Origin of the sequence: Acidisoma sp. S159 (assembly GCF_009766125.1) — a bacterium.
Classification (GTDB): Bacteria; Pseudomonadota; Alphaproteobacteria; order Acetobacterales; family Acetobacteraceae; genus Acidisoma.
Genome location: NZ_LMUG01000008.1, coordinates 158,000 through 181,979, shown reverse-complemented (window position 1 = coordinate 181,979; position 23,980 = coordinate 158,000). Strand labels below are relative to the sequence as shown.

Annotated in this window: 22 protein-coding genes; 17 read left to right on the top strand and 5 right to left on the bottom strand. The window is 63.3% G+C overall.

All coding sequences use genetic code 11. From position 1 onward, the window contains the following. Both GSQ92_RS04160 and GSQ92_RS04155 read right to left on the bottom strand, forming a co-directional pair. Complete coding sequence (locus tag GSQ92_RS04160; RefSeq protein ID WP_158802167.1) at positions 1 to 1,464, bottom strand: mechanosensitive ion channel family protein; 1,464 nt, start codon at positions 1,462 to 1,464, stop codon at positions 1 to 3. A 48-nt stretch (positions 1,465 to 1,512) separates the two neighbouring features. Further along, complete coding sequence (locus GSQ92_RS04155; protein WP_159013068.1) at positions 1,513 to 2,637, bottom strand: zinc-dependent alcohol dehydrogenase family protein; 1,125 nt, start codon at positions 2,635 to 2,637, stop codon at positions 1,513 to 1,515. Between the two features lie 304 nt (positions 2,638 to 2,941). Here GSQ92_RS04155 and GSQ92_RS04150 point away from each other — a divergent pair, with 304 nt between their 5' ends. After that, a complete protein-coding gene (locus GSQ92_RS04150) occupies positions 2,942 to 3,826 on the top strand; it encodes an alpha/beta hydrolase (RefSeq protein ID WP_159013067.1) in 885 nt (294 codons plus the stop codon). A gap of 19 nt (positions 3,827 to 3,845) precedes the next feature. Here the strand turns inward: GSQ92_RS04150 and GSQ92_RS04145 are convergent, their stop codons facing one another. Next, positions 3,846 to 4,808 (bottom strand): alpha/beta hydrolase, encoded by a 963-nt coding sequence (locus GSQ92_RS04145; protein ID WP_158802165.1) that lies wholly within the window; start codon positions 4,806 to 4,808, stop codon positions 3,846 to 3,848. Between the two features lie 150 nt (positions 4,809 to 4,958). Here GSQ92_RS04145 and GSQ92_RS04140 point away from each other — a divergent pair, with 150 nt between their 5' ends. From GSQ92_RS04140 to GSQ92_RS04100, 9 genes are all read left to right on the top strand, one after another. Continuing rightward, a complete protein-coding gene (locus GSQ92_RS04140; protein ID WP_158802164.1) occupies positions 4,959 to 5,873 on the top strand; it encodes a LysR substrate-binding domain-containing protein in 915 nt (304 codons plus the stop codon). Positions 5,874 to 6,151: 278 nt separating this feature from the next. After that, positions 6,152 to 7,510: an NAD(P)H-dependent oxidoreductase gene (locus GSQ92_RS04135; RefSeq protein ID WP_158802163.1), complete on the top strand. Its 1,359-nt coding sequence runs from the start codon at positions 6,152 to 6,154 to the stop codon at positions 7,508 to 7,510. Between the two features lie 90 nt (positions 7,511 to 7,600). Beyond that, positions 7,601 to 8,629 (top strand): substrate-binding domain-containing protein, encoded by a 1,029-nt coding sequence (locus GSQ92_RS04130; RefSeq protein ID WP_158802162.1) that lies wholly within the window; start codon positions 7,601 to 7,603, stop codon positions 8,627 to 8,629. A gap of 11 nt (positions 8,630 to 8,640) precedes the next feature. After that, positions 8,641 to 10,179: a sugar ABC transporter ATP-binding protein gene (locus GSQ92_RS04125; RefSeq protein ID WP_158802161.1), complete on the top strand. Its 1,539-nt coding sequence runs from the start codon at positions 8,641 to 8,643 to the stop codon at positions 10,177 to 10,179. Continuing rightward, positions 10,176 to 11,159 carry an ABC transporter permease gene (locus GSQ92_RS04120; RefSeq protein WP_158802160.1) on the top strand — a complete coding sequence of 328 codons (984 nt, stop codon included), beginning with the start codon at positions 10,176 to 10,178 and terminating at the stop codon, positions 11,157 to 11,159. Before GSQ92_RS04125 ends, GSQ92_RS04120 begins: the two co-directional genes overlap by 4 nt. Before the next feature lie 45 nt (positions 11,160 to 11,204). After that, positions 11,205 to 12,086, top strand: a complete 882-nt coding sequence (locus GSQ92_RS04115) for an NAD(P)-dependent oxidoreductase (protein WP_158802159.1) — start codon at positions 11,205 to 11,207, stop codon at positions 12,084 to 12,086. Positions 12,087 to 12,516: 430 nt separating this feature from the next. Beyond that, positions 12,517 to 13,461, top strand: a complete 945-nt coding sequence (locus GSQ92_RS04110) for an acetamidase/formamidase family protein (RefSeq protein WP_158802158.1) — start codon at positions 12,517 to 12,519, stop codon at positions 13,459 to 13,461. Next, positions 13,382 to 14,404, top strand: coding sequence for a LysR family transcriptional regulator (locus tag GSQ92_RS04105; RefSeq protein WP_256367072.1), 1,023 nt, complete (start codon positions 13,382 to 13,384; stop codon positions 14,402 to 14,404). Before GSQ92_RS04110 ends, GSQ92_RS04105 begins: the two co-directional genes overlap by 80 nt. Before the next feature lie 68 nt (positions 14,405 to 14,472). Next, positions 14,473 to 15,141, top strand: a complete 669-nt coding sequence (locus GSQ92_RS04100; RefSeq protein ID WP_158802156.1) for a DsbA family oxidoreductase — start codon at positions 14,473 to 14,475, stop codon at positions 15,139 to 15,141. Between the two features lie 4 nt (positions 15,142 to 15,145). Here the strand turns inward: GSQ92_RS04100 and GSQ92_RS04095 are convergent, their stop codons facing one another. Further along, the gene (locus tag GSQ92_RS04095) at positions 15,146 to 15,340 is read right to left on the bottom strand and encodes a hypothetical protein (protein WP_254065535.1); all 195 of its coding nucleotides are present in this window, start codon (positions 15,338 to 15,340) and stop codon (positions 15,146 to 15,148) included. Between the two features lie 99 nt (positions 15,341 to 15,439). Here GSQ92_RS04095 and GSQ92_RS04090 point away from each other — a divergent pair, with 99 nt between their 5' ends. Further along, entirely contained in the window at positions 15,440 to 15,778 is a 339-nt protein-coding gene (locus GSQ92_RS04090) for a DUF1491 family protein (RefSeq protein ID WP_158802154.1), read from the top strand. A 213-nt stretch (positions 15,779 to 15,991) separates the two neighbouring features. Here GSQ92_RS04090 and iolG read toward each other — a convergent pair whose 3' ends face one another. Further along, entirely contained in the window at positions 15,992 to 16,987 is a 996-nt protein-coding gene (iolG, locus tag GSQ92_RS04085; RefSeq protein ID WP_254065534.1) for an inositol 2-dehydrogenase, read from the bottom strand. A gap of 209 nt (positions 16,988 to 17,196) precedes the next feature. On the opposite strand from iolG, the gene GSQ92_RS04080 reads away from it, so the two are divergent. The 6 genes from GSQ92_RS04080 to GSQ92_RS04055 all read left to right on the top strand — a co-directional run. After that, positions 17,197 to 18,129: a MurR/RpiR family transcriptional regulator gene (locus GSQ92_RS04080; RefSeq protein ID WP_158802153.1), complete on the top strand. Its 933-nt coding sequence runs from the start codon at positions 17,197 to 17,199 to the stop codon at positions 18,127 to 18,129. Between the two features lie 90 nt (positions 18,130 to 18,219). Continuing rightward, positions 18,220 to 20,133, top strand: coding sequence for a 5-dehydro-2-deoxygluconokinase (gene iolC, locus GSQ92_RS04075; RefSeq protein WP_158802152.1), 1,914 nt, complete (start codon positions 18,220 to 18,222; stop codon positions 20,131 to 20,133). Between the two features lie 27 nt (positions 20,134 to 20,160). Then, positions 20,161 to 22,032, top strand: a complete 1,872-nt coding sequence (gene iolD / locus GSQ92_RS04070; RefSeq protein WP_158802151.1) for a 3D-(3,5/4)-trihydroxycyclohexane-1,2-dione acylhydrolase (decyclizing) — start codon at positions 20,161 to 20,163, stop codon at positions 22,030 to 22,032. Positions 22,033 to 22,075: 43 nt separating this feature from the next. Then, the gene (gene iolE / locus GSQ92_RS04065) at positions 22,076 to 22,960 is read left to right on the top strand and encodes a myo-inosose-2 dehydratase (RefSeq protein ID WP_159013066.1); all 885 of its coding nucleotides are present in this window, start codon (positions 22,076 to 22,078) and stop codon (positions 22,958 to 22,960) included. After that, entirely contained in the window at positions 22,960 to 23,757 is a 798-nt protein-coding gene (iolB, locus tag GSQ92_RS04060; protein ID WP_174246635.1) for a 5-deoxy-glucuronate isomerase, read from the top strand. Before iolE ends, iolB begins: the two co-directional genes overlap by 1 nt. Positions 23,758 to 23,785: 28 nt before the next feature. Next, positions 23,786 to 23,980, top strand: a 195-nt coding sequence (locus GSQ92_RS04055) for an aldehyde dehydrogenase family protein (protein ID WP_159013109.1), incomplete at its 3' end; no start/stop codon positions are given.

Below are 23,980 nucleotides of genomic sequence, written 5' to 3'. Positions count from 1 at the left end.
CTATCCGTTCAGCAGTCGCAGGAAGCTGCGAAGGCGGGTAAGGAACATCTCCGGGTGTTCGAGTTCGCTGCCCTCATGGGGCGCGGTATCCGCGCGCAGCGCCGCCTGGCCGCGTTGCGCGACGGCCTCCAAGCCCTTCGCAAGTTCGGGGCTGGCCTTGATGGCGGCGATCATCGCCTCCCTTTCCAGCTGATAGACCTTCAGCGGCGTCAAGGCGGTGGCTGTGGCGATGAAGGGCGCATTGGTAATCAGGCCGATCGCACCCACGGTCTCGCCAGGGCTCATCCGATACACGACACGCGGACCGGACGGCCCGTTCACCGTGATTTCGGCGGCACCGGACGCAATGACATAGAGCGCGACAGGGGTCTCGCCGATGCGGATCAGCGTCTCGCTCGCTTTCAGCCATACCGGCGAGAAGTGCTCCGCCAGCGAGTCTCTGTCGCCGGGCTGCAAACCGCCGAACAGATCCGACTGCTCCAGCAATTGGCTCAAGGTTGGGATCGCTATCGCGGGCACCGTTGCGACGCCCGGAACGGCCAGCGCGATTCCCGCATGGCGCAGATGGCGCTGGATTTGCGTGAAGAGTTCGTCGCGGGCCTTGCCGAGCCGGTCGCTCGACGGAACCGTGAAGCTGATCTCGTAGGTAACGCCGTCACCATGCAGGCCGGTGCAGGTGATCCCGGGCGGTGCCAGTGGGATACGGCAGGCGCGCGTCGCGGCGGTCAGGGCGGCGACGCAACGGTCCGAAGCCGCCGCTGGATCGAGCCTCAACTCAATTGAATCGCCGCGCGTCGGTGTGGGCAGGCTGCGATTGACCAGCCGCGCCTTGGCCATGATGCTGTTGGGAATCACGGCGATGTTGTTGTGCCCGGTGGAAATCTGCGTCGATCGCCAGGTCACCTGGATGACATGGCCCTCGATACCGCCTTCCACCCACAGCAGATCGCCGGCCTTGTACGGTCGCTCCAAACCCACCGCGATGCCGGAGAAAACATCCGACAATGTGTTTTGCAGCGCGAGGCCGAGCACGATGGCGATGACGCCCGAGGTCGCGAGCAAGCCGCCGATCGGCACGGAGAAAACAAAATTGACGATCGCCAGCGTCGTCGCGACATAGATCGCGCCGGCCATGAGATCCGAGACGATCTGCGTCTCCCGTGGCCGATGCTCCAGCACCACAAGCAGGCGCACGATGCCCACCGCGACGCGCGCGGCGATTACCCACCAGCCCGCTTCCACGAGCTTTTCCCAAAACAACACGCCTTCCTGGCCGTTGCCGTAGATCGGGCGCAACGGCGAGCCTAGGATGTGCTGGACAAGCACGGTGAGCACGACAAAGACCGCGACGCGCCAGCTCACCCTCAGCCAAAGCGGCCAGTGTGGCCGCAGCCGCGGCACAACGGCCGAGATCACCAGCACCAGCGTCGCGAGCAGCAGCAATTGAATCGGCTGGTTTGACATCACTGCCCTTGGCGCTTTGTAATGGCAGAGGACGAAGTGTTTTCCAGTTTACATCTCGATGATGTGCCGCACGACATCACCCCGGTCGAGGCGGTCGAAGGCTTCGTTGATGCCGGAGAGCGGACCCGTGCTGGACAGCAGCTTGTCCACCGGCAGCTTGCCGGCGAGAAAAAGGTCGATGTATCGCGGAATGTCACGCGACGGCACGCAACTGCCCATGTAGCTGCCTCGCACGACTCTTTCGTCGGCGACCAAGGTGACCGGCGGAATCTGGAAAATCGCATCGGGCCGCGCCAGCCCAGCACTCGCGGTGGTGCCGCCGCGTCGGGTGATGCTGAACGCCATCTCGAAGGCGCGGGGCGATCCCGCCATTTCCACGGCGTAATCGACGCCGCCATTGGTCGCCGCCCGGATCTCCTTCGTGGCCTCCGGATCGGTGGCGAGGAAGGTGTCGGTGGCGCCCATCGATCGCGCGAGTTCCAGCTTTTCCGGTAGGATGTCGATTGCCACGATGCGCCCGGCCCCCGCCGCGACGGCGCCGAGCAGCGCGGAAAGCCCGACGCCGCCGAGCCCGACAATGCCGACCGATTGGCCCGGCGAGACCTTGCAGGTGTTCACGATCATCCCGACGCCGGTCATCACCGCGCAGCCGAACAGCGCCGCATGGGTGAGGGAGATCGCATCGGTGATCTTCACCATCGAACGCCGCGAGATCACCGCATATTCCGAGAAAGCCGAGACCCCGCTGTGATGATTCATCTCCACGCCGTCGCAGGTGATGCGCCGCGCGCCGGAAAGCAGCGTGCCGCTGGCATTCGCCGCATGGCCCGGCTCGCAAAGCGAGGCCCGGCCGCTCGCGCAGCTTGGGCAAACGCCGCAGACCGGCAGGAAGGACATCACGACATGATCGCCGCGCTTCAAATCCTTGACGTTCGAGCCGGGCTCCTCGACCACGGCTGAGGCCTCATGGCCGAGTGCAACTGGCAGCGGCCTCGGCCGGTCGCCGTTGATGCCGGAAAGATCGGAGTGGCACACGCCCGCGCCCGCGATTTTCACCAGCACCTCGTCCGGCCCCGGCGGCGCGAGCTCAAGGGTCTCAATGCTCAAAGGCCGTGAGGTCGCATAGGGCTTCGGAAGCCCCGACTGGCGCAGAACAGCGGATGATATACGCATGGTGCTCCTCCTCGGGGCTGGTCCCCTTTCTTTCTCGGCGCGGCCGGTGGTTCATCCGGCCGCTTCCTTCCGACACAGCCGAAGCTTAAGCGGAAGGGCGCATGACACCACGGGGATTGCTATGCGGCAAGCTCACGGGGGAAGGCGTGAAACGACCGCGCGAGGGATCAGGTTGAATTAAGGTATTGAAATCGGTGTAAGATTGTTCGCCTCGCCGCGTGATTCCGTCCGCCATGCGACGACGTAGCGGCGGCTGATCGGATCGTGCTAGGCGAGGTTCGGTCCTCCGATCGGAGAAGAGATGATGGCTGATCCCGAAATCGACCGCATTCGCGAAATATTGGCGGCCAATCCGCGCCCTGCCGCCTTGGCTGAGCGGCGCGAAAGGCTCGACATGCTCGGCCGGACATCGAACCTGCCGCCCGATATTCGTGTCGAACCCGCCGATGCCAACGGTTTCGCGGCGGAATGGACGATGTCGCCGGAGGCCGATCCCTCCCGCGTGATGCTGTTTCTCCATGGCGGCGGCTATGTCTCGGGATCGCTGCTCAGCCATCGCGCCATGGTTGCCGAGGCCGGCCGTCAGGCGAAGCTTCGCACTTTCGCCTTGGCCTATCGTCTGGCGCCCGAGAACCCGTTTCCCGCCGCACTGGAAGATGCGGTGACCGGCTTCCGCTTTCTTGTCGCGAGTGGCATCGACCCGAGCCGGATCGTCGTTGCCGGTGACAGCGCCGGCGGTGGGATGACGATCGCCATGATGATCATGCTGCGCGAGGCGGGCGAGGCCCTGCCTGGCTGTGCCTGGTGCATCTCGCCCTGGGTTGATCTGGAAATGACCGGCATCAGCATGAGCACCAAAGCGGCGACCGATCCGATGATCCAGAAACCTTACCTTGAAGAACTGACCGGCCAATACCTCAACGGCACCGACGCCAGCAACCAGCTCGCATCGCCTCTCTATGCCAATCTGCGCGGGCTGCCGCCGCTCCTGATCCAGTGCGGTTCAGCGGAAACCTTGCTCGATGATTCGCTACGTCTCTCCGCCGCCGCGGCTGAGGTCGATGTGCGGACCACGCTGGAAGTTTATCCCGACATGATCCATGTCTGGCCGCTGTTCCATCAGCACGTTGCGGCCGGCCAGCGAGCACTCGTTTCCGCTGGCGACTTTATCCGCGCCGCTCTCGGCTGATTCGAGTCACACCAAGAGCCTAAGTCGCAGCCTGCATGTCCTTTGTAATTGCCGTACGGATAACCTGCGAGCGCCGGTAATATTGATGCGATTCGAGGAAGCCCGCAGGGTAGTCGGAGGCGGTGGCGGCGTCGAACATGGTGTAGGGCGGCACGGGAAAGGTCTGCGCATTGGCACGGTCGCGCGGCCCGTCCTGGCCCATCCTCTGCGCAAGGTTCACGACCTGGCTGAGCTTAAGCACGTCGTCGCGGTCGCTGTAATAGATCGAGACGCGGTCGGTCAGATGCACAAGACCGCTGAGGCCAAGCATGTTAGGTTGATCAAAGGCGTCAAAGCCACAATCGGCGGCGGCAAGAATCGTCAGGTCGAAGAGTGCGGCGTCCCCTTGGCCGTGCAGGAACCAGTTCTCCACGGCGCTATTGAGCGCCAGATTGCCCATGCTGTGGGCAAGAAGGAATGTCCGGCACTTGTTCGCGCGCGCCGTTCGCAGAATAGGCTCGAGTTTTGCGAAGAACGACATCAGATGGATGCCGGAATGCTGTGCCATGGCCTGATCGTGCTTGTAGGCATCGGGCAAGATCGGAACTTCGACGATCTTCCCCAGGGAGGGCCAGCTGAAGGAGATGATCGCGTCATTCGCGGCCAGAACGCGTGAGGCGGCCATCCATTCGCGATTGAACGCCGCTTGGGTGATCGCATCGGTAAAGGTGTTGTCGAAGCCGTGGATGAAGACCAGCAGGTTGCGTCCGGGTTGCGACAGATCGGCGGCTGCTTCTGTCGGGAAGCGGCCGAGAGTTGTCTCCTCGATGGCGGTGATGACGCCCGGGTTGTTGGTCGGAATATCCACGCCGTTGACGAAAGCGGTGCCGTAGACCATCGATTGTGAGTTCGAGGGCGGCTGGATATTCGGGCCGTAGCTTGCGGGATCGTCGGCCGGGCCGGTCAGGATTCGGTTGCTCGCAAAATACACTGTGGTTGCCATGGGAGGTCACCTTCCAGATTAAATGCATCGGAAGCCAAGCAATCTCGAACGCGAACGCCAAAGGACGCTCTAGCCTAATTTCCTCTCAGGGTAGTCATCCATCTGCGCTGAATGTAAGTGTGAGCGGAACCAGCGCGCAACGGTCAGATCATGTACTTGCCACTCCGTGCCATTAGCGTGTTCCACGCCGCCGCCAGGGCAGGCAGCATTACCAAGGCTGCCGCCGAACTCAACGTGACGCCATCGGCCGTTAGCCAGCAAATTCAGGCACTTGAAGTCCAGCTCGGCACGTCACTGATGACCAAGACCGGCCGCCGTATCGTGCTGACAGAGGCCGGGGAGCGCTACTTTGAAAGTATTACCGACGAGATCGAGCGTATTTCCGAGGCGACGAAGAATATTCGTGGCTATAGAACTGTGACTACATTGACGGTTCGAGCCTCGCCGACACTATCGAATAAATGGCTGTTGCCGCGTCTTCGGTCCTTCCTTGACGCCTATGCTGATATCGAGATCCGGCTCGACGGGACGAATGAGTCGACGGACTTTACGCGTGAGGCTGTCGACCTTGAAATTCGCCACGGTGGCGGCCGATGGGCAGGTCTCTTCATCGAGGGGCTGGCGGACGAATCCTTCGTTCCGGTCTGCACACCGTCTTACGCCGCCGCTGAGAGCCTGGACGCGGGTGAAGTCGCCAACTTTCGGCTAATTCACTCGGTGAAGTCCCAGGCGCAGTGGCCGAACTGGTTCGTGATCGCAAATGTACAGCCACCCGCGCGTTGGCGAAGAATCCTGTTCGATCGCAGCCACATGGCGATCGACGCCGCCTCGGACGGTCTCGGGATAGCGCTCGAAAGCCGGTTTATGATGTGGCGCGAATTAAGCGACGGCAGCCTCATTTGCCCGGTGCGAGCACCGCCGCCGCTCATTCTCACGACGCAATGGATCGTCTGCCCGCACGACCATTTGAGGCAGCGAAAGGTGCGGGTTTTTCTCGACTGGCTGCGCAATGAGCGCGATTTGGCGGGTTACAGCTCAGCGGAGCCCATCAAGGCAATCGTTTAGCCTGGCTAATCGATCCGATCGAAAATCTGCATTGTTCTAACCAAAGCAGGCCCGTATCCTCCTCAGCAAGAAGACCACAGAGGAAAAACGTCATGGCGCCGGCCAAGTATGGCGGCCACCGAACAGTTTCCATGCGGATACTCGTGACGACCCGCCGGTAGGGCGCGGGCGTGCGAGCCTGAGCGGGCTCGACACGCGTTTATTTCAATCGATGGCTATCGGGCATTGGCGTCGTTTGAGTGACGACAACAAGGCCTATTGAACAGGAAAAGACGAGCATGAACCTCTCCTCACTGTTGGCTGCTCACGCGTCGAAGGGACGTGCGGTGCGTGTCGGTCTGATTGGCGCGGGCAAGTTTGGGTCCATGATCCTGGCGCAGGCGCAGCAGATTGTCGGGCTTCATGTCGTGGGCGTCGCGGATCTCGATGTCGCGAAAGCTCGCGCCTCCTTCGCGCGCGTCGGCTGGCCTGCTGAGCGCTATGCTGCGAAGTCGCTTGGCGACGCTCTGAAGTCAGGCTCCACATGTATCGTGGACGATGCGGCGCTGCTCGCTGGCTGTGACGAAATCGACTGTATCATCGAGGCGACGGGCCATCCGATTGCCGGCGTGCGCCACGCGCTTGCGGCGATCGAAGGTGGCAAGCACATCGTCATGGTGAACGTCGAGGCGGATGTTCTATGCGGACCGCTGCTGGCGGCACGCGCCGCGGCGAAAGGCCTGGTTTATTCCATGGCCTATGGCGATCAGCCGGCCATTATCTGCGAGCTGGTCGATTGGGTACGCTCCTGTGGCTTCGAGCTGACCTCCGCCGGCAAAGGCATGAACTTCGAGCCTCGCTACCGCTACTCCACGCCGGATACCGTCTGGGGTTTCTTCGGATGGAGTGAGGAAGAGGTTGCCAAGGGCGACTTCAATCCGAAGATGTACAACTCCTTCACCGACGGCACGAAAGCCGCGATCGAGATGGCGGCTGTCGCGAACGGCACTGGTCTCGACTGTCCGGATGACGGCTTGGCGTTTCCTCCGGCGGGCCTGCAAGATCTGGCACAGGTGTTTCGTCCTGCCGCCGATGGTGGCCGCCTGTCACGTAGCGGCCTCGTCGATATCGCCGCGAGTCAGGAGCCCGATGGTCGCGAGGTGCTGAACAATATCCGCTACGGCGTCTTTGTGACGTTCAAGGCACACAACGAATATGCGCGCGCCTGCTTCAAGCAATATGGGCTGCTGACGGACTCCTCAGGTTGGTATGGCTCAATGTGGCGTCCGTTCCACATGATCGGTCTCGAAACCAGTGTCAGCGTTCTGTCGGCGGTGTTGCGCGGCGAAGCGACCGGCTCGTCAAAGGAGTTCCGCGGCGATGCGGTCGCGACCGCCAAGCGCGATCTGAAGGTCGGCGAAATGCTAGACGGGGAGGGCGGCTATATGGTTTGGGCGAATGCGATCCCTGCCACAAAGAGCCTCGCCTTCGGCGGTCTTCCAATAGGCCTCGCCGGCAATGTGCGACTGAAGCGACCGGTCGCCAAGGACGCGATGGTGAGCTTCGATGATGTCGAGATGGTCCGAGATCTCGACGTTGTGGCGCTCAGGCGCGAGATGGAAGCCGCGGCAACCAGCCGGGCCGCGAAGGCCGCTTAATACGCCGACGCGCGAGACCGCTAAGCAAGAACCAGAAATGCCAAGTGCGCCGGTATTGAATCCGGTTCCGCTAACGAAGGGGAAACGACCGTGAACAAGAAGTCCGCTATACTCGGGTCTACGACCGCGCTTGCCGCGCTGTTGCTCTGCGCGCCGGCCTTTGCCGCCAGCTCCTGCTCGGCATATCCGACTTCGCCGATCGACAAGATCGAGTCCTCCGCGATTGTTGCGAAATTCGGCGCACTGCCGAAGCCGAAGGATGAACTGAAATTCGCCTATGTCACGAAGACGCTGATCAACGAATTCTGGCAGGTCGTCGCGGCTGGCGTGAAAGGTGAATCGGCCAAATACGGCATCAAGGTCGATCTGCAAGCGGCGAATGATGAGTCATCCATGATCGAGCAATTGAACCTCGCTCAGACGGTCATGTCGAAGAAACCTGATGCGCTGCTGTTGTCGCCGGAATCCGATTCCAACCTCGTGCCGGTCATCGAGGCCGCGCGCGCCGCGAATATCCCGACCGTTGTTATCGACGATGCCCGCACGAAGGGCGCCAGCACCTATATCGGAACCGATCAGGTGGCGATCGGCGCCAAGGCCGCTGACTTCTTCCACAAGATCTACCCGAATGGCGGCAAGGTCGCACAGATCGAGGGCGCCGCTGGATCGCCGAATGCGCGTCTTCGTATCAAGGGCTTTGAGGATGAGCTCAAGACCTATCCCAACCTGCAGCTTGTCGCGAGCCAGCCGGGCAACTGGGATCGGCTGACGGCCCTCAATGCCACCTCCAACATTCTACGTCAGCACCCCGACCTCGTGGGCATCTACGCCAATAATGACGGCATGGCGCTCGGCGTCGTCGAGGCTGTGAAAAGCGCTGGCGACCTGGCGAAAGTCGCGGTCGTGGGAACCGACGGCATCAAGGAAGCGAAGAATTCGATCATAGCGGGCGAGCTCAGGGCGACGGTTGCCGAGGCTCCCTATGCGGAAGGCCAGCTCGGCGTGCAGATGGCTCTTCGGCTCCTAGACTGCCAGCCGATCCCGGCTTGGGTTTTGTCGCCTCAGGTCGTGATCACCAAGGACAACCTCGCCGACTTCCCGAGTGCCACGGGCGACTAAGGACCCGACCCATGCAAAGCATTCCCGCCGTGAGCGAAAGCTCAACCGGGGCATCCGTCATGCTGCGGATGGAAGGCATCTCCAAAGCCTTTCTCGCGGCCCGGGTATTGAAGAACGTGGATCTGACCCTGCAGAAGGGTGAGGTTCACGCGCTTCTCGGGGAGAACGGGGCGGGAAAGTCGACCCTGATGAAAATCATGTTCGGCGTCGTCCAGCCAGATGCGGGGGTTATCGATCTGGATTCCGTTGGCCCAATTCGGGTCGATGGACCGCGTCACGCGCTGGCCTTAGGGATTGGGATGGTGAGCCAGGAACTCAGCCTTGTTCCGCAACTTGACGTGGCACAAAACATCTTTCTCGGGCAAACGCCGGCCATGGGGATCGTACCGCGCCGGCGCTATCGCGACGAAGCGGCTATCATACTGCAAACTCTGGCACCTCATCTGCAGGTCGATGCTCCTGTCCAGACCCTAGGCATGGCAGACCGTCAGCTTGTGGAAATCAGTAGAACCTTGGCACGTGGCGGCCGTGTCATCGCCTTTGACGAACCGACATCCAGCCTGACGCCTGCCGAGCAGGAAGCGCTTTTCGCTGTAATCCGGCGGCTTCAGCATGACGGCAAGGCGATCGTCTATATCTCGCATCGTATGCAGGAGATCCGCGCCATCGCCGACCGGGTCACGATATTGCGCGATGGTGCGGTGGTGGCATCCGGGCCGATCGGTGATTTCACCGATGACGCCCTCAATGAGCTGATCGCCGGGCGAGAGCTTTCGCGTGCGTTAAGCCGCCATCACGTTCCCAAGGAGAACGCCGCTGCTCCGCTGCTGGAGTTGCGGAACCTCTCGACCCAGCGGATTCGTAACATCGATCTTACGGTGAGGCCCGGTGAAATCATGGGCCTCGCGGGGCTCATGGGTTCCGGGCGGACCGCGATCATGCGCAGCATTTTCGGGATCGACAAGAAAACCTCGGGACAGATCCTCATTGATAGCGAGCCCGTGGACATCCACGGGCCGGCCGACGCCATTGCCGCCGGGATCGCGCTGATTCCTGAGGATCGTCGTGGTCACGCCATCGTGCCGATGATGACGGTGGAGCAGAATTTCGGCCTTGCAAGCCCGCGCAAGTTTTCTCGGCTGGGCGTCCTGCGCGGAGCCACGAGGCGAGGGGCGATCGATCATTTTGTTGGCGAGCTCGGTATCCGTCCGACAACGACAGCCTCGCTCATGAGCAGCCTGTCAGGTGGCAACCAGCAGAAAGTCGTGATTGCCCGCTGGCTGGCGACCGGAGCGCGTGTTCTGCTGTTTGACGAGCCCACCCGCGGCATCGATGTCGGGGCGAAAGCCGAGATCTACACTCAGCTGAAGCGCCTCGCCGAGAGCGGCGCCGCCATCCTCGTCATTTCGTCCGAGCTGCCGGAGCTGCTCCTGCTGTCGGACCGCATCGCAATTGTCTCTGGCGGGCGTCTGACCCGAACCGTCGAAAATACCGAAGATCTCAGCGAAGATATGCTCATCGCCTATACGGAAGTGGATGGCACAGCATGAAAACCCAGGCCGTTAAAACCGAGCTATCCCCCGCCGCCCTGGCTCCCTCAATCGGGCGGCGCAAGAGCGTCTTCCGGCAAGCCGGGGCTTTGACCGGCTGCGTTGGCCTGTTCGTCATCTTCTCGATCCTGACGAGCAACTTCTACCAGCCGGCTAATCTCATCGATGTCATGCTCCAATCGTCGATCAACGCGATCATCGCGGTCGGCATGACGCTTGTCATTATGACGCGCGGGATTGATCTCTCGGTTGGCTCGGTTGTGGGTCTGTCGAGCATGGTGGCATCGGACATGCTGTCTCATGGGCTGCTTGTCGGTATTATCGCCGGCCTCGTCGTCGGTTTGCTGTGTGGCGCGATCAACGGCATTCTAATCGCAAAGCTCAAATTGCCAGATTTCATCGTGACTCTCGGCACGCTGAGCGTGTTTCGCGGGGCCGCGCTGATCTACACCAACGGCCAGCCGATCTACGGTCTGCCGCCTGCCTTCCGTGACGCCTTCGCGGGGCGAATATTGGCGATCCCGACGCCGGTGCTGCTTGCCATCATAATCGCGGTCGCTGCCTTCCTGTTCATTCGCTTCACCGCCCTGGGCGAACAGGTCATCGCCATCGGTGGCAATGAGGAGGCCGCGCGCTTGTCCGGCATCAGCATCGATCGCGGAAAAATACTAGTCTACACGATATCCGGCGTGCTCTCGAGCATTGCGGGCTTCGTGCTCATCGCGCGCATCGGCGCCGCAGAGCCTATTGGCGGCAGCGGATTCGAGCTTCAGGCGATCGGCGCGGCGGTCATCGGCGGCGCCAGCCTGTTCGGCGGGATAGGCAATCCACTCGGTTCCCTCATCGGCGCGCTGACCCTTGGCGGTTTGCAGAACGGCCTGACGCTCATGAACGTGCCTTCCTTCTGGCAATACGTGGCTTCCGGCGCAGTCGTCATCCTCGCGGTTTACGCGGACCAGTTGACCCGCAAGCGTCGCTAGGTATGACATCCTGGCTCGCGTCGGGTTTGCGAAGGGGGAAGCACAATGGAAACGGCACGGCCAAAACGGGTCGCCATAACGGGAGCCTGCGGCAACCTCGGTCGCAAACTGGTGGAATCCTGTGTCCGCGCCCCGTGGTGTGATGAGGTTGTGGCCCTCGACATCCGTTCCTGGGATGGCGCGGGCGACAAGGTTTCCTCGGTCGTTGCGGATCTTGCGGATCGCAGGGATCAGCGATGGCTGGACGCGCTACGCGGCGTCGATGCGATCGTTCATTTCGCTGCCCAAAATCCTTATACGGACGCCAACTGGGAAGACATGGCGGCCTCGATCGACATGACCTTGAACCTCAGCGGCGCCGCGCAGGCAATGAATGTCGGGCGCTTCGTCTTTGCGACGTCAAACCATGTGATGGGCGGCTACAAGGAAGAGTCGGACCGCATGCTGCCCGGATCCCTGACGGTCGATCTTCCGCCGTGGCCCGGCACAAAGGTGAAGGAGCCGAATGGCAGCGAAGTCCAGCCCCATCCTTATGCTGTCTCGAAACTAACCGGCGAGCGCATTTGTCGCGAACGCGCGCTAGGCTCGAACGGCAGCCTCACGACCGTCGCGGTTCGGATCGGCTGGTGTCAGCCGGGAGACAACCGGCCGGAGACGCTCAATGCTACTGGCATGCCCGGAGCGGAGCACAGCGGCGAAATGGATGCCGAAGCCGCGCGAGACCTCGCTTGGTTCCGCAACATGTGGCTATCCAACAGCGATTTCGCGCAGTTGTTCGAACGCGCGATCTGCGCCGATGCCGGCGCTTGGACGGAGCCCTCGATAATCGTCAATGGCATGTCCAACAACGATCGGATGGTTTGGGACATCGCACAGACCGCGCGGCTACTCGGCTATCAACCGGTCGATAACGTCTCTGCCGGCTAGCGCTGAGCAGTATGTCCGCGGCGGGATTCGAACCCACGACCCCAGGATTCATCCCACTTCGGCTTCCGCCGCCGGCGACCGAAATGGCCGCCGTTCGTGGTCTGGACTGTCCCTTCGCCTTGAGATGGAACCCGTTCCATCCGTTAGGCGTCGCCCGTCCAGTCTCTACACCTTCCTCGCCGGGTAGGCGGGGCTTGGCTCGGGATTGGCTGGGTGCGCGTGCACCGGGAGCTTTCCCCGACTTTGAGCGAATCCGCCGCGCGGTTTCCCCTCGCGACGCCCAATCGATTGCCGAAACTCCTTCGAGTTCCGGCGACCAGGAATCCTGTGCTCTATCCTACTGAGCTACGCGGACATAGGCTGCCGAGGATAAAGCGGCTGCGCGTGGTGGGCAAGCCGCGCCCAGACCAGCCAGCAGGAGAACGAGCCGATGTGTCAGCGGTGCGACTTTACCATTCATGCCGCCCAGCATCATTTCGGCTGGGACAATAGCTTCACCCCGGTTCTCCGCACCGAGCCGGGCAAGCGCATCGAATTCGTCTGCAACGACGCCTCGGCCGGCCAGCTCGGGCCGAGCAGCACGGTGGCCGATGTCGCGACCCTGGATTTCAGCCGGATCAACCCGGTCAACGGCCCGGTCTATATCGAGGGCGCCGAGCCGGGCGATGTGCTGAAGGTCACGATCGAATCCTTCGCGCCCTCCGGCTTCGGCTGGACCGCCAATATCCCCGGCTTCGGCCTGCTGGCGGACCAGTTCACCGACCCCGCGCTGAAACTCTGGTCCTACGACGCGAACGAACTCGCCCCCGCGGCATTCTCCGACACCGCCCGCGTGCCGCTGAAACCCTTTGCCGGCACGATCGGCGTCGCTCTGGCCGAACCCGGCCTGCACTCGATCGTTCCGCCCAGGCGGGTCGGCGGGAATATGGACATTCGGGATCTGGCGGCGGGCACCACGCTCTATCTGCCCATCGAGGTCCCCGGCGCCTTGTTCTCGATCGGCGATACCCATGCTGCGCAAGGCGATGGCGAGGTTTGCGGCACAGCGATTGAAAGCCCGATGACGGTGGTGGCCCAGCTCGACCTCATCAAGCAGACGCCCTTGGCCACGCCGCGCTTCACCACGCCGGGGCCGGTCACGCGCCACCTGGATGGTGCAGGCTATGAGGCGACCACCGGCATCGGTCCTGATCTGATGACCGGCGCGCGAGACGCCGTTTCTCGCATGATCGACCTGCTTTCCGCGCAGCATGCGCTCTCGGCCATGGAGGCGTATCTTCTTTGTTCGGTGGCCGGTGATCTTCGGATCAGTTGCGTCGTCGATCGGCCGAATTGGCTGGTCTCCTTCTACTTCCCGCGAATTATTTTCGCATGAGAGAGGCCGTTTGGATCTACTGGGTGCCTTCCGATGTTTCGTGCGCGTGGCCGAAACCGGCTCCTTCTCCGCAGTGGCGCGAGAGGTAGGAGCCACGCAGCCCGCGATCTCCCGCCAGATCGCCGCCCTCGAGGCGCATTTCGACGTCCGCCTGATCCAACGTACCACGCGCAGCCTGACGCTCACGCAAGACGGCCAGGACCTGTTGAGCCATGCTCGCAGGGTGCTCGATACGGTGGAGGAGACCGAGGAGGTGCTGGGCAAGCGCCGCGCCTCACCCTCCGGAACGGTTCGGCTCGCTTCTTCCACCGCCATGGCGCGCCTGCATATCGTGCCCCGCCTGCCGCGCCTGCTCGAGCGCTACCCGCAGTTGGAGGTGGAGCTCAGCATCTCCGAGCAGGCCCAGGATCTCATCGCCGAGAATATCGACCTCGCGATTCGGGCAGGAACGATCGGCGATTCCTCGCTCGTGGCGCGGCATTTGGGATCGACCGGCCGTGGCGTGATGGCCGCCACCTCATACCTCGCGACGCATGGCGAGCCGCAGTCGCCGGCCGAACTCGCCGACCATGCCTGCATCATCTACACGGGCGGCTTCGGCTCCCAGAGGCTGACGGCCCATAGCTGGGATTTCGAGGGGCCGGCCGGCAGCGTGACGGTCGAGGTGAGCGGCCGCTTCCGTTGCGACAGCGTCGAGGGGATCAGTGACGGGTTGCGGGCCGGGCTCGGCGTCGCGCGGCTGCCGATCTGGATGTTCAGCGAGGATATCCGAAGGGGCGAGGTGAAGCCGATCCTCACCCATTGGCAGACCTCGCGCATTCCGATCCACGCCGTATATCCCTCCCGACGCCACCTGGCGCCGCGGGTGCGCGCGATCATCGACTACTTTGTCGCGGAGTTCCGGCTCGATCCTGTGGTCTCCGACCACGTAGCTGCCGCCTGAACCCGCGAAAGATGCCCGCCACGCGCACGAGAAGGCTATAAGGGCGCTGGAGGAAAAGGACACGTCGGATGAATATGCCGGCCTATGCGCGGGCACCGCTCTCGATCGAGGTCATCTATGACCTGATTTGCCCCTGGTGCTTCATCGGCACGCGGCGCCTCATGCGCGCCCTGCGGCGGAGGCCGGAATACGCCACCAGTATTAAATGGCGTCCGTTTCTGCTCAATCCGGATATGCCGCGCGGCGGGATGTCGCGCGTCGATTACCTCACGCGGAAATTCGGTGCGGAGGACCGGGCGCGGCGCCTGTTCAACTCCATCACGCAGCTCGGCCGGGGTGAGGATATTCTCTTCCGCTTCGACCAGATCAAGCGGTCACCGAGCAGTGTCGATGCCCATCGGCTGGTCGGCTATGCCAGCGGCTTCGGCCGCGCCGAGATCGTCGCGGATGCTATTTTCACGGCCTATTTCACGGATGGTCTGGATATCGGGTCCGCCGAGGTGCTCGTCCGCGTCGCGATGCAATGCGGGCTCGACCGGCGCGAGGTGCGTGACTACCTCTCCTCGGGGGACGGCACGGACCAGGTGCATGGTGACAATCTTCGCGCCCATCGCCTCGGCATCAACGGCGCGCCCTGTTTCGTTCTCGGCCGCCGCCACGCCATCGCCGGCGCGCAGGAGGAGGAGGTGTTGGACCGCCTCCTCAATGTCGCGGCGCTCGATATGACCGAGGACTGACTGCCTATGTCTTCTTCAGCGGCTTGTGGGCGCGATCGACCAGGCGGCGCAGCAGGCCGGGCGGCTTCGGCGGTGGCGGCGGCTTGCGCTGGGCGGTGGCTTCCAGGCGCTCCCGCTCCTTGGATTGCAGCCACTTATCCAGCGACATGCCGGCTTTCTGCGCCCGCTTCGTCTCATAGGCCTTCTGTGATTCGCTCATTTTGCGCTGCATGCCGCATCTCCCGCCCGTCGCGCTCATCTGGCAGGCGGCCGCGCGGGTGTCGAGAGGGGCTTTTGGTTACGAGGAAGCCACGCCGGCATGTCTGAGGCGCGGGTCAAGGCCGGCATCTGGGTGCAGGCGGCGCTACGCCTCGCCGATATCGGCGGCCGGCCCGGCATGGTGCTGCGCCGGGGCGACGCGGATGCCGGCGGCGTGCTGGCGGTGTTGCGCGACCGCGAGGGCGGCGTCTCCGTGTTGTCGCAGACCCGGACGGATGGCGGAGCGCTCGCCTGGATGCGCGGCACCGGCGCCGCGCCGGTGGACGACGCAACGGCCGATGCCTATGTGGCGCGCCAGATCCGCATCGATCCGGACCTCTGGGTAGTCGAATTCGATGCCCCGGATCTGCTGCCGCCGTTCGAGGGCAAAGTTATTTAGAATGCGATGACTTTGGTCAGGACCATGCTCATCGTACCACGTCATGTTCGGCGAAGGCCGAGCATCCACGCCTTTTCTCGCTTCACAAAGGCAAGGCGTGGATGGCATGCCTTCGCATGCCATGACGAATCGTTGGGTGACGGCTCGGGGATCGAATCATGACGCACTACCCCCTCCGTGCACGGGAGGGGAAAAGCCGTCAGCGCGTTTAGTTCACCCCAGCTTCACAGCCCGGCCCGTCTTCAAACTCTCCAGCGCCGCATTCGCTAGCCGCAACGCCTCCGCGCCATCGCGGAAACTCGTAAGCGGCGTCTGCTTCGCCGCGATGCTGTCGACGAAATGCGCGACCTCATTGGCGTATGCATCAGCGTAGCGCTCGATGAAGAACGGCAGCACCACATCGCCCGCTCCGGTGCGCTCCGCCGAAAAAGCCGTGACCGTCGTTGCCGTCTTGTTGCCGGCGAGCAGCATGCCCTTCTCGCCGAAAACCTCGAGCCGCTGGTCGTAACCATAAGCGCAGCGGCGGCTGTTGTTGATGTGGATGAGCGCGCCGGAAGTCGCCCGCATCGTCACCATCGCCGCGTCGATATCGCCCGCCGCCGCGATGGCCGGGTCGACCAGATTGGCACCGAAAGCCTGCACCTCTGCGATCTCGCCCGCGAAGTAGCGTGCGATGTCGAAGTCGTGGATTGTCATGTCGCGAAACAACCCGCCCGAGACATTGATATAGGCGATCGGCGGCGGCGCCGGATCGCGGCTGGTGATGACGAGTTGCTCAAGCTTGCCGATCTCGCCAGCGGCCATCCGGTCGTGCGCCGCGCGGAAGGACGGGTCGAAGCGACGGTTGAAGCCGATCATTACCGTGGCGTTGAGATCGCGAATGTCGTTCCAGCACTGCTCGACCTTCGCCATGTCGAGCGCGATCGGCTTTTCGCAAAGGATCGCCTTCCCGGCCCGGGCGGCGGCCGTGATGAACTCGACATGCGTGTCCGTGCTGGTCGCGATGAGAACGGCATCGACCTCCGTATCCCGCAGAACTTCCTCGATGGAGGCGGCTGCCTTCACTCCGAGTTCCGCCGCCATGCGATCGGCGGCGGCGGTCACCACGTCGAAGACTGAGGTGAGGCGGGCCTGCGGATGCCGCGCGAGGTTGCGCGCATGCATGGTTCCGATGCGGCCACAGCCGAGAACGGAGAAACGGATCATCATTTTTCTTTCGTGTGGCGAGGGCGTGTGAGTGTTCGGGTCGGCGTGCGAGATGTCGGCAACGGCCAAAGAGGGCAGGGCGCCGGAGCGCTGAGTCGGCAGGCGATCCTTCCCTCACGCGCCGCTTAGATTGGAGCGTTTCTTTTTCTTCGATCTAATTCTGGAAGTCGTATTCCATTCACGCTATGGGATGTCAACGGGAGATGACGCCCATGCAGGACGTAGGACATGATTTCGCTGGCGCGGGGGAAACGGACGAAGTGGCGCATGTCGCCGCGCCACCCGCCGAGACCCCGCGCGATTTCCGAACCCTGCGCGCGCTGATCCTGGAACGACGGGACGGGCTGCCCAAGCGGTTGATCCAGGTCGCCGAATTCGCGCTCCAACATCCGTCGGAGATCGCCTTCGGCCGCGTCGCCGAACTCGCGAGGCAGGCGGGGGTACAGCCCTCGACGATGATCCGCTTCGCCCAGGCGCTCGGCTATTCCGGCTTCTCCGATCTCCAGCTCGTCTTCCAATCCCATGCCCGCGACCGCTGGCCCGACTACAATACCCGTCTCGAAGCGCTGCAGGGGGGCGCGATAAGCGGGGACGTAGCCGCATTGCTGGATGGGCTGGTCGAAGCCTCCTGCAACTCGACAATCAGTTTCCGTCAAAGCGTTGACCTCGTCGCGCTGGAGCAGGCCGTCGTGGTCTTAGCGGCGGCGCGGACTATCCATATCGTCGGTGTGCGGCGCGCCTTCCCTGTCGCGATCTACCTCACCTATGCGTTGCAGAAGCTCGGGGCGCGCTGCGATCTGATCGACCAGCTTGGTGGGCTAGGCGGCCGCCAGGTCGATCTCATCGATCCGGAGGACGCGCTGCTGGCGGTGAGCTTCACGCCCTACGCGAGCGAAACCTTGTCGATCACGCGCGCTGCCTTCGATCGCGGCGTGCCGGTGATCGGCATCACTGATTCCCCCTTTTCACCGCTTGTCCAGACCGCATCTGTCTGGCTGGAGGTTGCCGAATCTGATTACGCCGGCTTCCGCTCCCTCGCGGCGACCTTCGCTTTAGCAACGACCCTGGCCGTCGCTTTGGTCAGCCGCCGCTCGGCGACCGGTTCGGCTCAAGATTCTTCGGATCAAACTAAAAGGAATGAATGAACCATATTGACTTCGATTTGGAATACTGATTTTAGTGTGCTCGGCTGATCCTGAGGGGTCGGCCCAATGAATTCGGGAGGACGTAAATCGATGCCAGCCCCAAGCCTGGATCTGATCGCGATCGGCCGCAGTTCGCTCGACCTCTATGGCCAGCAGATCGGCGGTCGGCTTGAGGATATGGGCAGTTTCACCAAAGCCGTTGGCGGCTGCCCGTCGAATATCGCCATCGGCACCGCGCGTCTCGGCCTGCGTTCCGCTCTCATTACCCGTGTCGGAGATGAACAGGTCGGCCGCTTCATCCTGGAGCAACTGGCGCGCGAGGGCGTGGAGACCGCCGGCGTCGTCACCGACAAGGCGCGCCTCTCGGCGCTGGTCATTCTCGGCGTACGCGACAGCCACACCTTTCCGCTCATCTTCTACCGAGATGACTGCGCCGACATGGCTCTATGCGAGGACGACATCGACGAGGCCTTCATCGCCTCGGCCGCCGCTGTCGTCGTCACCGGCACCCATTTCTCCCGCCCCGGCGTCGCCGCCGCGCAGAACAAGGCGATCCGCATCGCCACGGCGAACGGCCGCAAAGTCATTTTCGATGTCGATTATCGCCCCAACCTCTGGGGCCTCGCCGGCCATGACGCCGGCGAAAGCCGCTACATCCGTTCGGACGAGGTGACCGCCCATCTGGCGCCGGTTCTCGCCCAATGTGACCTCATCGTCGGCACGGAGGAGGAGCTGCATGTCGCTGGCGGGTCCGAGGATACGTTGCAGACCATCCGCAATATCCGCGCGCTCTCTTCCGCCGTCATCGTCTGCAAGCGCGGCCCGATGGGCTGCGTCGTTTTCCCCGGTGCGATCCCTGACGATATCGAGGATGGCGTGCGCGGCCCCGGCTTCCCGGTCGAAGTCTATAACGTGCTCGGCGCGGGCGATGCCTTCATGTCCGGCTTCCTGCGCGGCTGGCTCAAGGATGAGGCGCTGGAGACCTGCTGCGCTTACGCCAATGCTTGCGGCGCCTTCGCCGTTTCGCGCCTCCTTTGCTCACCCGAAATCCCGACTTTCGCCGAACTGAAAACCTTCCTCGCCAATGGCAGCCCGCATCGCGCCCTGCGCCATGACGCGGCGCTCAACCATGTCCATTGGGCCACCACCCGGCCCGCCAGCCCGCCGGGCATCATGGCGCTCGCGATCGATCACCGTGTCCAGCTCGAGGCTGTCGCCAAGGAAGTCGGCGCGCCCTTCGCGAAGATCGATGACTTCAAGGTGCTGGCCGTGCAGGCCGCCGCCCGCGTCGCCGACGGCCGCCCCGGCTTCGGCATGTTCATCGATGGCCGCTACGGGCGCGAGGCCCTGTTCCGCGCCGCCGACCACAAGCTCTGGGTCGCACGCCCCGTGGAACTCACCGGATCCCGTCCGCTCGACTTCGAATATGGCGGCAGCCTAGGCACCCATCTCATCGAGTGGCCGACCGCGCAGGTCATCAAATGCCTCTGCTTCTACCACACAGATGACCCAGAGGAGTTGAAGCTGCGGCAGGAGCGGGAGTTGCAGCGCGTCTATGACGCCTGCCGCAGCCTCGGCCGCGACCTGCTCATCGAGATCATCGCCGGCAAACACGGCGCGCTGACCGACGACACCATCTCGACGGTGATCCAGCGCATCTACGACATCGGCATCAAGCCCGACTGGTGGAAGCTGGAGCCGCAAAAAAGCGCCAAGGCCTGGGACGCCATCAGCCAGGCCATTTCCCGCAACGACGAATACTGCCGCGGCGTCATGGTGCTGGGGCTAGAAGCGCCGATCGAGGATTTGGTCGAGGCTTTCCGCGCCTGTGCCGGTGTGCCGCTGGTGAAGGGTTTCGCGGTCGGTCGCACGATACATATCGAGCCTGCACGCGCATGGCTGGCGGGCCGCATCACGGACGCGCAAGCTGTGGACCAGATGGCCGAAAGGTTCTCCCGCCTCGTCGAGGCCTGGGGGCAGGCGCGGCGAGCGGAAGCGGCCTGAGCCGTGGACGCAATGGGGGGAACGGGCATGAACAAAATCCGGTTGACCATGGCGCAGGCCCTGGTGCGCGCCATGGCGGCGCAGAAGACGATCATCGAGACGCCGGATGGCAAAACGTCGACCGTGCCGTTCTTCGGCGGCGTCTGGGCGATCTTCGGCCATGGCAATGTCGCCGGCATGGGCGAGGCGCTGCATGGCATTCGCGAACGGCTTCCGACCTATCGCGCGCATAACGAACAGGCGATGGCCCATGCCGCCATTGCCTATACCAAGGCGCTGCGCCGCCGCCGGGTGATGGCCTGCACAACATCGATCGGGCCCGGCGCGCTCAACCTCGTCACGGCCGCTGCACTCGCCCATGTCAATCGCCTGCCGCTGCTTCTGTTACCGGGCGATATCTTCGCCACCCGCCGCCCAGATCCGGTCTTGCAGCAAGTCGAGGATTGGAGCGACGGCACGATCAGCGCGAACGACGCCTTCCGCCCGGTCTCGCGTTATTTCGATCGCATCACGCGCCCCGAGCAGATCATCCCAGCCTTTGCGCGCGCCATGCAGGTTCTCACCGATCCGGCGGAATGCGGTCCGGTGACGCTCGGCCTCTGCCAGGATGTGCAGGCCGAGGCTTATGATTTCCCCGCGCATATGTTCGAGGACAAACTCTGGGTGCCGCGCCGTCCGCGGCCCGATGTCCATGAATTGGGCGAGGCCGTGCAGATGTTGCTCGGCGCGAAACGCCCCTTCATCGTCTGCGGCGGCGGCGTGCTCTATTCGGAAGCCGAGCGCGAGCTGGCCGATTTCGCGCAGAGCTACGGCATTCCAGTCGGTGAGACGCAGGCCGGCAAATCCTCGCTGCCCAGCACGCATCCTATGAATCTCGGCGCAATTGGCGTGACCGGCACGGGCGCCGCCAATACGCTGGCGGCGGAGGCGGATGTCGTCCTCGCGATCGGCTCGCGGCTACAGGATTTCACCACCGGATCCTGGGCGCTTTTCCAGGGGGACGGTCGTCGCATCATTGGCCTAAACACGCAGGCTTTCGACGCCGGCAAGCACAATGCTCAGCCGCTGCTCGCCGATGCGCGCGCCGGGTTGTCGGAACTTGCGGCGGCGCTGGGCGACTGGCGCGCACCCAAAGCTTGGGCGGGTCGCGCGGCGGAGAACAAGGCGAGCTGGACCGTCGAAGCCGCCGACTACACGGCGGCACCGGTCGCGGAGAGCAACGAGCTACCCTCCGACGCTCAAGTAGTTGGCGCGGTCCAGCGGCAGACGCAGGCGGATGACGTCATCGTCTGTGCCGCCGGCGGGTTGCCGGGCGAGCTGCACAAGCTGTGGCTGGCGAGCAAGCCGGGCGGCTATCACATGGAATACGGCTTCTCCTGCATGGGCTACGAAATCGCCGCTGGCCTCGGCGTGAAAATGGCCGAGCCCGAGCGCGAGGTCATCGTGATGGTGGGCGACGGCTCCTACCTCATGCTGAATTCCGAGATCGCGACCTCCGTTATGCTGGGCCACAAGATAACCCTCGTGATCCTCGACAACCGAGGCTACGGCTGCATCAATCGCCTGCAACGCGCGACCGGCGGGGCGCCATTCAACAATCTCCTGCGGGACGCTGTGCATGAGGTGCTGCCGGAAGTTGATTTCGCGATGCATGCGCGCAGCCTCGGCGCAGTGACGGAGAAAGTCGCGAACCTCGCGGCACTTGGCCCAGCGCTGGAACGCGCACGCGCAAGCACACGGACTTATGCCGTGGTCATCGACACGGATCCGCTCATCAGCACGGATGCCGGTGGCTATTGGTGGGATGTCTCGGTGCCGGAAGTCTCCGTCCGCAGCGAGGTCCGCGCCGCACGCGAAAAATACGAAGCCGCCATCGAGCACCAGTTCATCGGCAATTGACGATGGGCTGGGGCGCCCGCATCGCGAAGGAAACTGCCGCACCATGACCATCCGCATCGGGGCCAATCCCATCTGCTGGTCCAATGACGACATGGTCGAGCTCGGCGGCGACACGACGCTCGAGACGATTCTCAGCGAAGCGCACCAGGTCGGCTTCGAGGGCCTCGAGTTGGGCAAGAAATTCCCCCGTACCCCAGACGCGCTGAAGGCCGCGCTGGCGCCTTATGATCTCGCCTGCATCTCCGGCTGGCACTCCGCCAAGCTGCTCACGCGTGATGCCAATGCGGAGTTCGCCGCCATGGGCAAGCACCTCGCTTTGCTCAAGGCGATGGGCAGCACGGTCATGGTGGTTTGCGAAACTTCCAACACTATCCAGGGCGAAATCGAGACGCCTCTGTCACGCCGCCCGCATCTCAAAGGCGATGAGTGGAAGGTTTTCGGCGCGCGGATGACCGCCGTGGGTGACCGGCTGCTGACCGAGGGCATCCGCATTGTCTACCACCACCACATGGGCAGCGTCGTGCAGAGCGATGACGATATCCATGCCTTCATGGCTCATACAGGACCGTCGATCGATCTGCTGCTCGATACCGGCCATGCGGCCTGGGGCGGCGCCGATCCGGCGGCGCTCGCGGCCCGCTATCGCGATCGTATCAGCCACGTCCACACCAAGGATATTCGTCCCGCCGTACGCGCGCAAAGCGATGCCGAGGACTGGAGTTTTCTCAAAAGTGTCCTCAACGGCGTCTACACCGTGCCCGGCGACGGCACGATCGACTTCGCGGCGATCTGCCGAAGTCTCCCAGGCTATTCCGGCTGGGTCGTGCTGGAGGCCGAGCAGGATCCGAAGAAGGCCAATCCGCTCGTCTATACGACGAAGGGCTATGCCTATCTCAAGACAGTGCTGACACAGACGGGGCTGATGTGATGTCGAAGCTTCTGCTCCATCCGAACGCACCCGATGGCGACGGCTATATCCACGACATCACGCCCGCTAGCGCCGGCTGGGATTATGTCGGTTTCGCCGCGCTCGAACTAAAACCCGGCCAGCGCGTGACGCGCGAGACCGGCGGCACCGAAGTCTGCCTCGTTATCCTTTCGGGCCGCGCCCGCATCGAAGCGGGCGCGGAGGATTTCGGCATGCTCGGCGAACGCGAGTCGGTTTTCGATGGCATCGGCTGGTCCGTCTATATCCCCGCGCATTCCCGCTGGACTGTGACCGCCGAGACCGCCGCCGAAATCGGCGTCTGTTCCTCCCCCGCCGAAGGCAAGCTGCCCGCCCGTGTCATCACACCGGACGAGGTGGGGCAGGAAACGCGCGGCAAGGGCACCAATACCCGCTATGTGCGAAACATTCTGCCGGATACCGGCATCGCCGAATCTCTGCTCGTGGTGGAAGTCGTCACCCCCGGCGGCAATTGGTCGAGCTACCCACCGCACAAGCATGACGTGAACGATCCGCCGCGCGAGACCTATCTTGAGGAAACCTACTATCACCGCCTCAAGCGCGGCTCAGGCTTCGCGCTACAGCGCGTCTATACAGACGACCGATCACTGGACGAGACGATGGCGGTCAGCGACCGTGATGTCGTGCTGGTGCCGAAAGGCTACCACCCAGTCGGCGCGCCGCACGGTTTTGATCTTTTCTATCTCAATGTGATGGCGGGACCGGTGCGCGAGTGGCGCTTCACCATGTCGCCCGACCACGCATTCCTGACCTGGTAAGCAGCGCATCGCGCGCGAGGAGTCGAAAGTGGATACTGTTCAGCACTATATCGGGGGCAAGCTGACTTCCGGCGCTTCCGCGCGACGGGCGAAGGTCTACCAGCCGGCGGATGGTTCGGTCGCGCGCGAAGTCGTTCTCGGCACGCGTGACGATGTCGATGCCGCGGTGCGTGCGGCGGCCGCCGCCTTCCCAAAATGGGCCGCGACGACCCCGCTGATGCGC

Bases quoted from the DNA above. Each gene is read 5' to 3' on its own strand.
- GSQ92_RS04160 (WP_158802167.1), bottom strand. From the start codon at position 1,464: ATGTCAAACCAGCCGATTCAATTGCTGCTGCTCGCGACGCTGGTGCTG.
- GSQ92_RS04155 (WP_159013068.1), bottom strand. From the start codon at position 2,637: ATGCGTATATCATCCGCTGTTCTGCGCCAGTCGGGGCTTCCGAAGCCC.
- GSQ92_RS04150 (WP_159013067.1), top strand. From the start codon at position 2,942: ATGGCTGATCCCGAAATCGACCGCATTCGCGAAATATTGGCGGCCAAT.
- GSQ92_RS04145 (WP_158802165.1), bottom strand. From the start codon at position 4,808: ATGGCAACCACAGTGTATTTTGCGAGCAACCGAATCCTGACCGGCCCG.
- GSQ92_RS04140 (WP_158802164.1), top strand. From the start codon at position 4,959: ATGTACTTGCCACTCCGTGCCATTAGCGTGTTCCACGCCGCCGCCAGG.
- GSQ92_RS04135 (WP_158802163.1), top strand. From the start codon at position 6,152: ATGAACCTCTCCTCACTGTTGGCTGCTCACGCGTCGAAGGGACGTGCG.
- GSQ92_RS04125 (WP_158802161.1), top strand. From the start codon at position 8,641: ATGCAAAGCATTCCCGCCGTGAGCGAAAGCTCAACCGGGGCATCCGTC.
- GSQ92_RS04120 (WP_158802160.1), top strand. From the start codon at position 10,176: ATGAAAACCCAGGCCGTTAAAACCGAGCTATCCCCCGCCGCCCTGGCT.
- GSQ92_RS04115 (WP_158802159.1), top strand. From the start codon at position 11,205: ATGGAAACGGCACGGCCAAAACGGGTCGCCATAACGGGAGCCTGCGGC.
- GSQ92_RS04110 (WP_158802158.1), top strand. From the start codon at position 12,517: ATGTGTCAGCGGTGCGACTTTACCATTCATGCCGCCCAGCATCATTTC.
- GSQ92_RS04100 (WP_158802156.1), top strand. From the start codon at position 14,473: ATGAATATGCCGGCCTATGCGCGGGCACCGCTCTCGATCGAGGTCATC.
- GSQ92_RS04095 (WP_254065535.1), bottom strand. From the start codon at position 15,340: ATGAGCGAATCACAGAAGGCCTATGAGACGAAGCGGGCGCAGAAAGCC.
- GSQ92_RS04090 (WP_158802154.1), top strand. From the start codon at position 15,440: ATGTCTGAGGCGCGGGTCAAGGCCGGCATCTGGGTGCAGGCGGCGCTA.
- iolG (WP_254065534.1), bottom strand. From the start codon at position 16,987: ATGATGATCCGTTTCTCCGTTCTCGGCTGTGGCCGCATCGGAACCATG.
- GSQ92_RS04080 (WP_158802153.1), top strand. From the start codon at position 17,197: ATGCAGGACGTAGGACATGATTTCGCTGGCGCGGGGGAAACGGACGAA.
- iolC (WP_158802152.1), top strand. From the start codon at position 18,220: ATGCCAGCCCCAAGCCTGGATCTGATCGCGATCGGCCGCAGTTCGCTC.
- iolD (WP_158802151.1), top strand. From the start codon at position 20,161: ATGAACAAAATCCGGTTGACCATGGCGCAGGCCCTGGTGCGCGCCATG.
- iolE (WP_159013066.1), top strand. From the start codon at position 22,076: ATGACCATCCGCATCGGGGCCAATCCCATCTGCTGGTCCAATGACGAC.
- iolB (WP_174246635.1), top strand. From the start codon at position 22,960: ATGTCGAAGCTTCTGCTCCATCCGAACGCACCCGATGGCGACGGCTAT.